This window comes from Sphingobium sp. SJ10-10 (assembly GCF_036038995.2).
Taxonomy (GTDB): domain Bacteria; phylum Pseudomonadota; class Alphaproteobacteria; order Sphingomonadales; family Sphingomonadaceae; genus Sphingobium.
In genome coordinates, this window is the sequence record NZ_CP158132.1 from 2,068,611 (window position 1) to 2,081,214 (window position 12,604).

At 62.6% G+C, this 12,604-nt stretch carries 12 protein-coding genes; 5 read left to right on the top strand and 7 right to left on the bottom strand.

Features of this window, described 5'->3' with window-relative positions:
• Positions 1 to 23 precede the first annotated feature (23 nt).
• Entirely contained in the window at positions 24 to 482 is a 459-nt protein-coding gene (locus VVT58_RS10055; RefSeq protein ID WP_327754478.1) for a nucleoside deaminase, read from the top strand.
• Here VVT58_RS10055 and VVT58_RS10060 read toward each other — a convergent pair.
• Positions 444 to 2,345: a hypothetical protein gene (locus VVT58_RS10060; RefSeq protein ID WP_327754468.1), complete on the bottom strand. Its 1,902-nt coding sequence runs from the start codon at positions 2,343 to 2,345 to the stop codon at positions 444 to 446. The genes VVT58_RS10055 and VVT58_RS10060 overlap by 39 nt on opposite strands.
• A gap of 44 nt (positions 2,346 to 2,389) precedes the next feature.
• Between VVT58_RS10060 and VVT58_RS10065 the strand changes: the two genes are divergently transcribed.
• Positions 2,390 to 2,806, top strand: coding sequence for a GtrA family protein (locus VVT58_RS10065; RefSeq protein WP_327754467.1), 417 nt, complete (start codon positions 2,390 to 2,392; stop codon positions 2,804 to 2,806).
• Here VVT58_RS10065 and VVT58_RS10070 read toward each other — a convergent pair.
• The 4 genes from VVT58_RS10070 to VVT58_RS10085 form a co-directional block, all read right to left on the bottom strand.
• On the bottom strand, positions 2,803 to 3,096 hold the full coding sequence (locus VVT58_RS10070; protein ID WP_087575791.1) for a GIY-YIG nuclease family protein: 294 nt from the start codon (positions 3,094 to 3,096) through the stop codon (positions 2,803 to 2,805). The genes VVT58_RS10065 and VVT58_RS10070 overlap by 4 nt on opposite strands.
• Positions 3,097 to 3,221: 125 nt before the next feature.
• A complete protein-coding gene (locus VVT58_RS10075; protein ID WP_013848670.1) occupies positions 3,222 to 4,022 on the bottom strand; it encodes a LytTR family DNA-binding domain-containing protein in 801 nt (266 codons plus the stop codon).
• On the bottom strand, positions 4,019 to 5,125 hold the full coding sequence (locus VVT58_RS10080; protein WP_066554865.1) for a sensor histidine kinase: 1,107 nt from the start codon (positions 5,123 to 5,125) through the stop codon (positions 4,019 to 4,021). The genes VVT58_RS10075 and VVT58_RS10080 overlap by 4 nt, the downstream gene beginning before the upstream one ends.
• Before the next feature lie 145 nt (positions 5,126 to 5,270).
• The gene (locus VVT58_RS10085) at positions 5,271 to 5,750 is read right to left on the bottom strand and encodes a helix-turn-helix domain-containing protein (protein ID WP_327754477.1); all 480 of its coding nucleotides are present in this window, start codon (positions 5,748 to 5,750) and stop codon (positions 5,271 to 5,273) included.
• Positions 5,751 to 5,862: 112 nt separating this feature from the next.
• Here VVT58_RS10085 and VVT58_RS10090 point away from each other — a divergent pair, with 112 nt between their 5' ends.
• From VVT58_RS10090 to rplL, 3 genes are all read left to right on the top strand, one after another.
• Positions 5,863 to 7,968, top strand: coding sequence for a bifunctional (p)ppGpp synthetase/guanosine-3',5'-bis(diphosphate) 3'-pyrophosphohydrolase (locus VVT58_RS10090; protein ID WP_327754466.1), 2,106 nt, complete (start codon positions 5,863 to 5,865; stop codon positions 7,966 to 7,968).
• 1,005 nt (positions 7,969 to 8,973) lie between these two features.
• Positions 8,974 to 9,489, top strand: coding sequence for a 50S ribosomal protein L10 (rplJ, locus tag VVT58_RS10095; RefSeq protein ID WP_087574433.1), 516 nt, complete (start codon positions 8,974 to 8,976; stop codon positions 9,487 to 9,489).
• Between the two features lie 78 nt (positions 9,490 to 9,567).
• The gene (gene rplL / locus VVT58_RS10100) at positions 9,568 to 9,942 is read left to right on the top strand and encodes a 50S ribosomal protein L7/L12 (protein ID WP_066554860.1); all 375 of its coding nucleotides are present in this window, start codon (positions 9,568 to 9,570) and stop codon (positions 9,940 to 9,942) included.
• A gap of 190 nt (positions 9,943 to 10,132) precedes the next feature.
• On the opposite strand, the gene VVT58_RS10105 is transcribed toward rplL, so the two are convergent.
• Both VVT58_RS10105 and VVT58_RS10110 read right to left on the bottom strand, forming a co-directional pair.
• Positions 10,133 to 11,494 (bottom strand): porin, encoded by a 1,362-nt coding sequence (locus VVT58_RS10105; protein ID WP_327754465.1) that lies wholly within the window; start codon positions 11,492 to 11,494, stop codon positions 10,133 to 10,135.
• Between the two features lie 80 nt (positions 11,495 to 11,574).
• Positions 11,575 to 12,468, bottom strand: coding sequence for an N-formylglutamate amidohydrolase (locus tag VVT58_RS10110; protein ID WP_327754464.1), 894 nt, complete (start codon positions 12,466 to 12,468; stop codon positions 11,575 to 11,577).
• Positions 12,469 to 12,604: the final 136 nt, after the last annotated feature.

A 12,604-nucleotide genomic window follows, 5' to 3' on the forward strand; every position in this document is an offset into this window, starting at 1 on the left:
GATGATCCTGTATGGGCGAAGCCATGGTTTCGCCCTTCCCCCTGCCTGAACCCATGCGGCGCGCGCTGGACCTTGCCCGCGCCGCCGCCGACGCGGGGGAAGTGCCCATCGGCGCGGTCATCACTCTCGACGGCCGGATCATCGGTGAAGGCGAAAACCGCAACCGCCGCGACAATGATCCCACCGCCCATGCCGAAATGGTCGCGATTCGGGCTGCCGCCGCGCATCTGGGCGACTTCCGCCTGACCGGCTGCGATCTTTGGGTGACGCTGGAGCCCTGCGCCATGTGCGCCGGGGCGATCTCCCACGCGCGCATCGCCCGCCTCTATTATGCGGCATCCGACCCCAAGGGCGGCGCGATCGAGCAGGGACCGCGCCTCTTCACCCATCCGCAATGCCTGCACCGGCCGGAGGTCTATGGCGACCTGGCCGAAGCCGAGGCATCAACGCTGCTGCGGGATTTTTTCCTCGCCCGGCGCTGAATAATCGATGCGATACAGCGTGTAAGGCAGCGTCATCCCGGTCCGCAGCATCACCGGCTTCAGCCAGCCCGGCACTTCGCCCCGCATCAGCCCGGCGTAAAAGCCCCTGGGACTGCGCGCCTGATAGATGGTGCCCTCCGGAAAGCCGGGGCAGACCAGCAAATAGGTCGCATGATGCTTCGCCGCGATCGGCCGGAAAGCTTCCGCCGGACCGTCATAGGCATGGTGCATGTCGAGGATCGTCGCGCCGTTGCGGTGATAGGGGCCCGCCACGGCGCTGTGGTGCGTGGCGACGATCAGGCGCGGCCCCAGATCGACCATGGTGAAGATGGTGGCGGGCGGCAGCTGGTTGAGCACCTCCAACGCGGGCAGGGTGCGGCAGCGGCCATTGGCCTTGTCTATGGCCTTCCTGCGCGCCTGCACGGTCGGCTTTTGCGGCTTGGGCTTCTCGCCGGTCGTCTTGACCCAGAACTGGTTGATCTGCGGATAGAGCGGCGTGGCAAAGGCCGCCACGGCCAACGCCGTCACGCCCAGCCCCGCCGCCAGACGGACCGCCGGCCTGCCCGCCCCGATCAGGCACAGCAGGCGATAGGCCGCCCAGGCCGCGGGCGGAATGGCCAGCAATTGCGCCGCCGGACCCGCGCGGAGCTGCCAGAAAAGCAGCGCGGTCGAAAAGAGCATCATCAGCCCCACGGTCGCCCAGGCCCAGAGCCTGTCCCCGTCCCGCCGCGAATCCCATAACGCCCATATCAGGCCGAAAAGGCCCGCCACCGGGATAGCCATCAGCGGCACGACCAGGCTGCGCGCCTGCACCGTGATCGGCTTGGCCTCGCGGATATTGGCGAGCCACAGTCTCTCCAGTTCGGGCGAAATCTGATAGGCGCCGGACAGGCATTGCGGCCAGTTCACCCAGGCAAAGGCCGCCACCGCCGCGCCGACCACGATTCCAGCCCCCAGCCGCGCCGGCCAGCTTCTGAGCGGCAGCAGCGCCAGCAGCACCATCCCCGCCGAAGCCGTCGCGAAGATCGCGACCCATATGGGCGAGATCGCGTCGCACACCATCTGCCGATTGGCATAGCTGGCGAACAGCACGAACAGCACCGACGTCGCTCCGCCAAGGCTGATCGCATAGGGCAGCATCCGCCGCGCCGCGCCCTCCTTGAACACCCAGCGCAGCGCGATCAGCGCGCCGCCCGCCGCCAGATAGACGATCATCTCCATGCCGATAGCGATGGAGAGAGCGCTGCTCACGCCCGCGACAATGCCCCCGCGCAGCCAGTTGCGGTCGATCAGCCCTGCCAGCATCAGCACGGTGAAGGCCAATTGCCAGCCATGATGATCGATCCGCATCGGCATGAACATGCTGATGCCCATTTGCGCGGCGAAGGGCGCGAGCGCGGCCAGGAACCAGCTATTCCCCCCCGCCAGCCGCCGCGCGATGAAGCCCAGCCCCAGCATCAGCGGCAATAACGGCAGCATCGGCGCGATCCCGCAGGCCAGCCGGTCGGCCAGCCCCTGATCCAGAAAAGCGCGGAAGAACAGCATCAGCGCCGCAAGCGGCAGGTCCACCAGCCGCGACCAGTGGATGTTGAACCCGGCGGGCGGATCGAGCCGATATTGCCGCAGGTCGTACCAGCCCTGCCCGGCCAGCCAGTCCCTCACCTGCAAATAGCGGATATTGTCGTCCGTATCGCTGAGCGTCAGCCAATGAATCTGCGGCCAGCGCGTAGCGATCAGGCAGGCCATGGCGCCGATCCACAAAAGGACGGTCAGCCCTTTCCAGTTCCGCTCCGCATAAAGGGAAAATTTCGCCGCGAGAGGGACGATATGAGCGCGCAGGACAGGCCAGCTTTGCAGTTTCATGGTGGCTCGATTAGAGGCTTCGCATCAAAGCGCAACGGGGCCGCATGAAAATCCTCCAAATCCTCACAGCGGAAAAGCAGGCCTTGTTCTGGCAGATTGTCCGCTATGGCGTCACCGGGCTGTTCGTGACGGCCTGTCAGGCGGCGATCTACTGGACGCTGGCCGCGCCCGCCGGACTGCATCCGCAGATCGCCAACGGCATCGGCTATCTGGCGGCGGTGGCGATCGGCTATGTCACGCACAGCAGCTTCACCTTCCGCGGCCATGGCAGCCGCGACAATCAGGCGGCGCGCGGCGTCCGCTTCGTCGCGGTGTCGCTGATCAGCTACGCCCTCAACGCGCTCTGGGTGTGGCTGTGCGTCACCCATATGCGCTGGCCGGAATGGTCACCCATCCCGGCCATGCTCTTCGTGACGCCGGCCGTGATGTTCGGGCTGAACCGGCAATGGGTGTTTCGTTAGGCGGCGACCGTCTCGAACAGGTCGCACCAATCAGGGTTGCGCTCTTCGATGACGCGCAACTTCCACTCACGCTTCCATTTCTTCATACGAAGCTCACGAAGGCGAGCTTCCTGAAGATCGTCATGGGCTTCGTACCAGACGAGGAAACGACAGCCATATTCGGCGCTGAACTCGCCGCCGAAGCCGTTGCGATGCTGCCAGACGCGTTGAATGAGATCGCTGGTCACACCCAGATAGAGTGTGCCATTGCGGCCGCTTGCCATGATGTACACGTAGCCGGGCTTGCTCATGCCCCAATCTCTACCGTGTTCCTGCGAAGGCAGGAACCCAGTTCTGCCTTCGCCTCATCCACGCAACATCTGAACTGGGCTCCTGCCTTCGCAGGAGCACGTTGCTTGCCAATCTCGACGTCAAATCAATGCACGAACCGCGCCACCACGTCGCGATAGGAACGGCTGACCTTCACCTGCGCGCCCGATTCCAGCACCAGGAAGCATTCGCCATTGGTATGCGGCTTCACCTGCCGCACCTGGCTGAGGTTCACGATGGTGGAGCGGTGCACGCGCTGGAAATTGCGCGGGTCCAGACGCTTTTCGAGATCCTTCATCGTCTCGCGCAGGATCAGCGAATTGTCGGCGGTATAGATGCACATATAGTCGCCTGCCGCGTCGATCCGCTCGATCGAATCGACATCCACGCGGAAAATCTGCCCACGATCCTTGATGTTGATGAGCTTTTCGAAGCGGTTGGCGGCCGGGGCATCGCCATCGCCCGAAAAGTCGTTCATCGCGTCGGGCGCGACCTCCGCCAGCACCTCGCGCAGCTTTTCCGCTTCCTGCACCTGGCGCTTTTCGGAAAGCCGCTGCCGCACCCGGTCCAGCGCGTCGGCCAGACGGCCTTCCTCCACCGGCTTCATCAGATAGTCGACGGCCTGCGCCTCGAACGCGCGGATCGCATGGTCGCTATAAGCGGTGCAGAAGATGAAAAGCGGCGGTTCGACTTCCATCAACCCCTGCACCACGGAAAATCCGTCGAAGCCGGGCATTTGAATGTCGAGGAACACAAGGTCGGGTTTATGCGTCTTGATGGCGCGGATCGCTTCGCGGCCGTTGGAGCAGGTTTCTACGATTTCGACATCCTCATGCGCTTCCAGACGCAGCTTGAGGCCTTGTATAGCCAGGCTTTCGTCGTCGACGAGGATTGTTCTGATGGTCATGCGGCCACTCTCGATGGTTCATCCAAATTAAGCGGCATTTCGATCAGGACCGAAAAGCCGCCAGGCGTTGAACGCGTTTCGAAGCTCTGTCGTTCCCCGAAGGCCTGAATCAACCTGTCGCGGATATTCGCCAGACCGACGCCCGTTCCTTCGCTCACCGGATTGTTCGGGCGGGTGAACCCCTCATTCAATCCCGGACCCGTATCGGATACGATGATCCGGACGTTTTCACCGGCAGGCTGCGCCGTGACGGAGATTTCCGCGCCTTCCTCCTTGGGCGTGACGGCATATTTGATGGCATTTTCGACCAGCGGCTGGAGCAGCAGAGAGGGCAGGCGGGATTGCGCGACCGCCGGATCGATATGGAAAACCGGCCTCAGGCGATCCTCGAACCGCATCTTCTCGATCTCCAGATAAAGCTTCAACGTCTCGATCTCCTGCTCGATCGTCACCTGAGCGGTCGGTTCGTTGATCAGGGTATAGCGCAAAAAGGAGGACAGGCGGGAAAGCATCGCATTGGCCCGGTCGGTTTGCTTGAGCAGCACCAGGGTCGAGATGCTGTTCAGCGTATTGAACAGGAAATGCGGATTGAGCTGATAGCGCAGCATGGCGAGCTGCGCGCTCGACGCCTGGCTTTCCAGATGCAGAAGCTGGTCCGCCTGCTCCTCCACCGTCAGGTAGAAGTTGATCGCATAATAAAGCGCCGACCAGGCTCCCAGCAACGTCATGCTGAGATAGAAGGCGCCCAGGAAAAGCTGCACGCCCGCCGTATCGCTGCCCCGATTCTGGGTCGAGAATACCCAGGCATCGATGAACGCCACCAGCCCGGCGGCGATCACCACCGTCACGATCGACGCGCCCCAGGTCACGATCGGCCGCTGGCGCTGGAGAAAACGGAACACCACCGCGATCAGCAGCGTCACCGAATAGCCCGACACGGTCGAGATCATCACCGGGATCAGGCTGGAGAGCGGCTGCCCATTGGCGATGGTGGAGGAACCGCGCAGCAGGAAGGCACCGGCCCACCCCACCGACTGGAGGTTCCAGAATGCGCGGTTCTTGTCCGCGAAAAAGGGCTGGGGCTGGAAGCGATGGACTGACATTGCGTTCAGCCTAAAGCATCAGGCAAAAAAGTGGGAACCGGTTTTTTGCGAATGGCGCGCAGGCAGGCGAAAAAAACGAAGGCAATTCGCCATGCGGAAACCGGGCCGGCATGACTGAACGACAGGGGATATGCCCGCGCTGCCCTCAGGCCGCCGCCGCTTCCTGCGTCATCAGCGTCACTTCATCGACGCACAACCAGACCAGATCGCTGGGTTCCAGCGGACGGCCATCATGCGCCTGGATCGTCATCTGACGGATCGGCTGCCGGTCGCGGCTGTCGGCCAGCACCTGGCAGGCGATGGGACCGCAGCCCCATTTCTCGCCCCATTGGCGCAGCGCGATCATGGCAGGCGCCAGATCCTGCCCTTTTTCGGTCAGGCGATATTCGACCTTGCGCCGGTCGCATTGCATCGGCTGGCGCACCATGATGCCGTTTTCCACCAGCCGCGCGAGCCGGTTCGCCAGGATGTTGCGGGCAATGCCGAGAGTCGACTGAAACTCCTCGAAATGCCGGATTCCCGATAGAGCGCCCCGCAAGATGAGGAACGACCAGCGTTCACCCATCGCCTCCAATGCGCTGGGCAGCGCGCATTGTTCCAGATCCTGCGCCAGATTATGTGTCATCGTCTTCACTTGATAGCTCAAAGCCACCTGCGTTGCAAAAGCGCAGCGCTATTCACCTAAAATGGGATTTTTTTGTTGCACAGCAAGGGGCATCGCGGACAATCGCAGTAGGATGTTACGCCAGTACGAACTTGTTGAACGGGTAAAACGCTACGATCCGGATGCGGACGAAGCGATGATCAACCGCGCCTATGTGTTTTCGGTCCAGAAACATGGCAGCCAGAAGCGCGCCAGCGGCGACCCTTATTTCAGCCATCCGATTGAAGTCGCAGGCATTTTGACCGACTTCAATCTGGACGACCAGACCATCGTGACGGCTCTGCTGCACGACACGATAGAAGATACGCTCGTCACCTATGAGGAGATCGAGCACGCCTTCGGCAAGGACGTCGCCAAAATGGTCGACGGCGTCACCAAGCTCAGCAAGATCGAGGCCATGTCCGAAAATGAGCGGGCGGCGGAGAATTTGCGCAAATTCCTGCTCGCCATGTCGGACGATATCCGCGTGCTGTTGGTGAAGCTGGCCGATCGCCTTCACAATATGCGCACGCTGCATTTCATCAAGAATGAGCAGAAGCGCCGCCGCATCGCCCGCGAGACGATGGACATCTACGCCCCGCTGGCGGAGCGGATCGGCATGTACGACTTCATGCGCGAGATGCAGCTTCTGGCCTTCCGCGAGCTGGAGCCGGAAGCCTATGACAGCATCACCAAGCGCCTCGAACAGCTCAAGGAAGGCGGCCATGACAAGGTCGACCGAATCGGCGCGGAACTGCAATTGCTGCTGGGCGGCAAGGGCTTGCCCGTCACCGTTTCGGGCCGCGAAAAGCATCCCTATTCCATCTGGAAGAAGATGCAGGAACGCCACATCAGCTTCGAGCAACTCACCGATGTCATGGCGTTCCGCGTGATCACCGAGACGACGGAGGATTGCTACCGCGCGCTCGGCGTCATCCATCAGACCTATAAAATGGTGCCCGGCCGCTTCAAGGATTACATCTCCACCCCGAAGCGCAACGGCTACCGATCGCTGCACACCACCGTCATCCATCAGGACAATGCCCGGATCGAGGTGCAGATTCGCAGCCGCGACATGCATCATGACGCCGAACTCGGCCTCGCCGCGCACTGGGCCTATAAGCAGAGGGGCGATGCCGACGACCATCAGGCCGCCTGGCTGCGCGACCTCGTAGAAATCCTGGAGCAGAGTCAGGACGCCGACGAGCTGCTCGAACATACCCGCATGGCGATGTATCAGGACCGGATCTTCGCCTTCTCCCCGAAGGGCGAGCTGCACCAGTTGCCGAAGGGATCGACACCCGTCGACTTCGCCTATGCGGTGCACACCTCGCTCGGCAACCAGACGGTCGGCGCCAAGGTCAACGGCCGCGTGGTGCCGCTGCGCACCACGCTGGAAAATGGCGATCAGGTCGAAATATTGAAGTCGGAGGGGCAGGAGCCGCAACCCGGCTGGCTGACCTTCGCCATCACCGGCAAGGCCCGCGCCGCCATCCGCCGCTATATCCGCCAGAAGCAGCGCGGCGAGGAAGTGGCGCTGGGCGAAAAACTCTATGAGGAGATTATCGGCCGCTTCTCCCCCGAACTGGCAAGCGAACTGGGCGACAAGGCACTGAAGGCCGCCCTGAAACGGCTCAAACTGGACGACCGCGGTTCGCTGATGGTTGCGATCGCCACCCACCGGCTGCTCGATTCGGAAGTGATGGAGGCTCTCGTCCCCGGCTCCACCAGCGGGGAAGGGATGGAGGAAGCCCATCCGCGCCAGCATGCCCCGGTCTCGATCCGCGGCCTGACGCCGGGCATCGCCTATAATCTGGGCGATTGCTGCCACCCCGTCCCCGGCGACCGCATCGTCGGCGTCCGCCGCACCGGCGAACCGATCGAGGTCCACACCATCGACTGCCGCTCGCTGGAAGTCGATCAGAATGACGATTGGGTCGACCTGAGCTGGGACAGCAAGTCGAAGGGCGGCACGGCGCGGCTCCAGGTGATCGTGAAGAACCAGCCGGGCGCGCTGGCCGCCGTCACCAATGTGTTCGGCGCGACCAAGGCGAACATCCTCAACCTGCAACTGGTAAACCGCGAAGGCCCCTTCCACACCGACATCATCGACCTGGAAGTGGCCGACGCCCAGCATTTGAACCGCATCCTTTCAGCCCTGCGCGGGCTGGACACGGTGGTTCAGGCGGATCGGGTTTAGGGCAAAGAAGGGTGGTTTGCGGACGGGCGGCTAATACGTTGTCATAGCGCGATACTGGAAATACACAAAGTCATGCGCGCTTTGCCATTTGCCCTACTCGTTACGTCTATGAGCGGATGCTCTCCGCTATGCTCCAACCAAACTGTCACCTCGCTAATGTCGCCTGACGGCGAACATAAGGCGGTGCTTTTCATGCGTGAGTGCGGAGCCACAACCGACTTCACTACCCAAATCTCGGTGGACGCGTGGTTCTTTCAGTCCATCGGAAATGCCTTTGTAGCTGACGCTTACAATGGCGGTACGCGTGGCGAGTGGGGAGGACCGTGGGCAGATATGAAGTGGATCGGCAACGACGTGCTGCGCATCACCTATGACAATCACGCTCGCGTCTTCGATCGGAAGCTCACCATTCACGGTGTCCGCATCGAGTATCATCCGGTGAACCGCTGAACGGCAAAACATGGTCGAAATCGGCCCTCGCTCCGCCAACTGTGACCTCCGTGCCACGGCTGGCGAAAAAGCATCCAATTGCCTGACCCGGCGCCGCTTTTATTCTGTCCTACACCCCTCAGACCTGCCTATCGCAGCCCCGTCTTTGAAATGTCGATCCGCTTCCCACGACGCCTACGCGCGCCCGCACATGCGCGCGCATATGGTGTGAACTTCGGCGAAAAACGACGCTTTTCCGCCGCTTTGCACAGCCAGCGCCAGATTCTGCGTGACAGCGCGCCTCCAAATCTGTAGGGGCGCCCGCAGCAGACCCCCGGTAGCAATGCCGGTGGTCTTCCGTCCGAGACAGTCGGTGAAGGGAATATGCCCTTCTTAATTTCCGGCCTAGACGGGGAAAAGTTCTTTGCCGGCCGGGCGCAAGCGCCTGTCCGGGTCTGCCTGTTCCTTTTGAGGATATGGGCCAGTCGATCTCTCCCCTTCGGACCAATGCCCCGCGATTCGTCGCGGGTTTTGCCGTTCATCGGGTCGTCCGATGGACATGAAGTGGAGAATGGCATGGATCGTAATCAGAAAGCTGAGGTCGTTTCCGCGCTGAACGCACAACTGGCAGAGGTTGGCGTGGTCGTCGTGACCCGCAACCTCGGCATGACCGTCGCCCAGTCGACCGTCCTGCGTCAGAAGATGCGCGAAGCCGGTGGCACCTACAAGGTTACGAAGAACCGCCTCGCTCGTATCGCCTTTGAAGGCACCGACTATACCAGCCTCAGCAGCCTGCTGACCGGCCCGGTTGGTCTTGCCTCCTCGGCCGATCCGGTTGCAGCCGCCAAGGTTGCAGTCGAATTCGCCAAGACCAACGACAAGCTTGAGATCGTTGGTGGCGCGATGGGCGAAGTGCTGCTGGACGCGGAGGGCGTGAAAGCGCTCGCCTCGATGCCGTCGCTGGATGAACTGCGTGCGAAGATCGTCGGGCTGCTCGTTGCACCCGCGACCAAGCTCGCGACCGTCACCCAGGCGCCGGCTGCGCAGCTCGCGCGGGTCTTCAACGCCTATGCGGAAAAGAACGCGGCCTAAGGGCCACGGCTTTTTCGAAAGTCACGTTTTCAACTCAATTTATGGGGCATATGCCCCGCCCAGAAGGGAAAAACTAACATGGCAGACATCAACGCACTGGTCGATCAGCTCTCGGCCCTGACCGTCCTCGAAGCCGCTGAACTCTCGAAGGCTCTGGAAGAAAAGTGGGGCGTTTCGGCCGCCGCTGCCGTCGCCGTCGCTGGCCCGGCCGCTGCCGCCGCCGCTCCGGCCGCTGAAGAGCAGACCGAATTCGACGTGATCCTCACCGGCGACGGTGGCAAGAAGATCAACGTCATCAAGGAAGTCCGCGCCATCACCGGCCTGGGCCTGACCGAAGCCAAGTCGCTCGTCGAAGGCGCGCCCAAGGCGATCAAGGAAGGCGTCAGCAAGGACGAGGCCGAGAAGGTCAAGAAGCAGCTCGAAGAAGCCGGCGCGACCGTCGAACTCAAGTAAGTTCGGTCGAGTTCCCGCGCAAGCGGGGCCGCTGTCTGGCTTCGGCCGGAGGAAATTGGGGTGGTGCCTTCGAGCGCCGCCCTTTTTCTTTGGACAGCGACTTTGGGTGGAAGGCAGACCTCATTTCCGTCATCCCAGCGAAAGCTAGGATGACGATATTATCGCATGTCCGCACCCCAACCCAACCGGATCAGAAATCCAGCTCCGCGCGCCAGCCGATGACATCCACGCCATAATCATTGCGCCCCCCGGCCAGGATCGCCGCGTCGCTATAGTCCAGATGCGCGTAATTGACGTTGAAACGCAGATATTCGACCGGCGTCCATACCAGCGCCGCGATGATGCCGTTCTGCGTGCCCCCGACGATGTCCTTGTCGTTGAGGCTGAGATAATCATAGCGCACAGTCGCCTGGAGCGCGCCCCAGCCGCCGCTGCCGACCGGGCGGTCGGGCTTCACGATGCCGAATATCCCTTTCTTGTAGCCCCGCGATTCCCCGGTCAGCACATAGCCGACTTCGCCATAGCCGCCGAAGAAGGTCGGGTCGGCCAGGCCAGGCCGCGACACACGCAGCCAATGCGCCTCGCCCGCCCACCAGAGCGGCCCGCGCGCACCGGCGAATTCGGCGCCATAATGGGTTTCGCCATCCGCCGCCATGCGGGGCGTCGAAAGGAAGCGGCTGTTGGCGGTGTGGAGATAGGCGCGCTGGCGGTAACGCTGCGGCGTTTCCGACAACCGCTGAAAGTCCCGCCAATGACCGGAAAGCCCGAAATGCAACTGGGTCTTGCCCAGCTTGGGCGCCAGCACGATGCGGCCGTCGACGCCATAGCTGTTATTTTCATCGCCCCCCTCCGGCCCATCCGCATCATTGGTGAGCGAATCGGCGCTGTCGGAGAAGATGCCCGCCTGCGCCAGCAGCATGCCGGAACGATATTGCGCCGACAGCCCCAGCCGCCGCTCGAAACCGAAAGCATCGGTAAAGGCGGCGCGCTCCATCACCGAGCCGCCGGTATCGCTGATCAGCTCGTCCAGCGACTGGAACGCATTATGGTTGCCCAGCGTAACCAGCCACTTGTCCTTCTCATAGGTGATGAAGGTGTCGACCAGATCGACGCTGTTATCGGACAGTTCCAGTTCCAGCTTATAACCGAAACCGCCGCCCAATTGCCCCTCCCCGCCCAGGCGCAGGCGGCGCAGCTCGTTCGAATAGCCCTTGGCCCGGTCCTGCACGCTCTGCGGCGTCATCAGCAACCCGGCGTCATATTGGATGCGCCCCTTCACCTTGAAGCTGGCCGCGCCCTTGCTGAAGACCGGCCCGCCCTTCCAACTGATGCTGGTCGCTTCGGACTTCGGCGCGGCGGCAGCGGCCTGGACAACGGGAGGCGGCGGCGGCGCGCTGCCGAGCCGCGCTTCCAGCCGTTCGACCTGCGCCTTGAGCGCCGCGATCTGCGCCCTCAGTTCGACGGCTTCGATTTCGCTGATGGCCTGGGCCGCAACCGGCGAAGGCATGATGCACATCGCCAGCCCACCGGCCAATCGGGAGGTTCGATTCATGAAGGTCCCCTGAAAATCAGGACGCCAATATGAAAAGCAGGTTACGGTTCAGCGTCTATTTGATGTCATTTTTATGACATTCATTCCGCCGCCAAAGCGTAGGTCGAACGCGGCAGTTCATGGGCAAGCGCGTTCACAATGGCGCCCACCACTTGCTGCAAGCGGGCAAGCCCAGCCCCCGGCTGATCCAGGGCGCTGTCCAGATAGAGGCTCCGGTCGCATTCCAACTGGATCGCGTAAAGGCCGTGGGCGGGGCGGCCATGGCGCTCGATCATATGGTCGCCGGCATAGGGATGATTTTGCGCGACGGTCAGACCATGGGCCGCCCCCACGTCCGCCGCCAGCGTCATTAGCCGGGCCGAAGCGCTGCGCCCGAATCGATCCCCCAGCACCAGCCCCGGCGCGACCTGCCCCGCAGTGGGCGGCGGCAGCGGCGGCATGGAATGCAGGTCGATCAGGATCGCATGGCCATGGGCATCGCGAGCCGCCCGCATCAACCGGCCCAGCGTCGCATGATAGGGTCTGTGGAACTGATCGATCCGGCGTTCGACCTCCGCCCAGCCGAGCGACCGCAGCCAGAGTTCATGCGCGCCGGGCAGGCGGCGCGGTATCAGGCCCAGCCCTCCGCGCAATTTGACGCTGCTCTGCAAGGCCATGTCCCGCGGAACGCCGCTGACCATGCCCGCATCGATTTCCCGCTCATGCCGGTTGAGGTCGATCGTCGCGCGCGGCACCCGCGCCACTAGCACCGGAAAGCCGCGTTCGACCAGCGGATAGGCCAGCAGGTCGGCCCAGCGATCCTCCAGCCTTTGCAGCACATCCTGCCGCACCCGCGCCTGCGCCAACAGCGCCTCATCATAATCCCGCCCCGCATGCGGCACGGAAATGACGACCGGGCCGGAAGGAACATCCGGCTCGTAAAGATCATAGGCGGGCGTTGTTTCGGTCGGAACCGGCGGCGCGCTATGTCCCAAAAAAGCTCCTTCCCTGCCCGTTTCCAAAGGCCGCCGCCCAAAAATGGTTACTCGGCTGGATAATATTTACACCTTGTCGCATATATAGCCGCTTCACGCCATCCGCGAAGGGGGCATCCGGGGGCGGCCTTAAAGG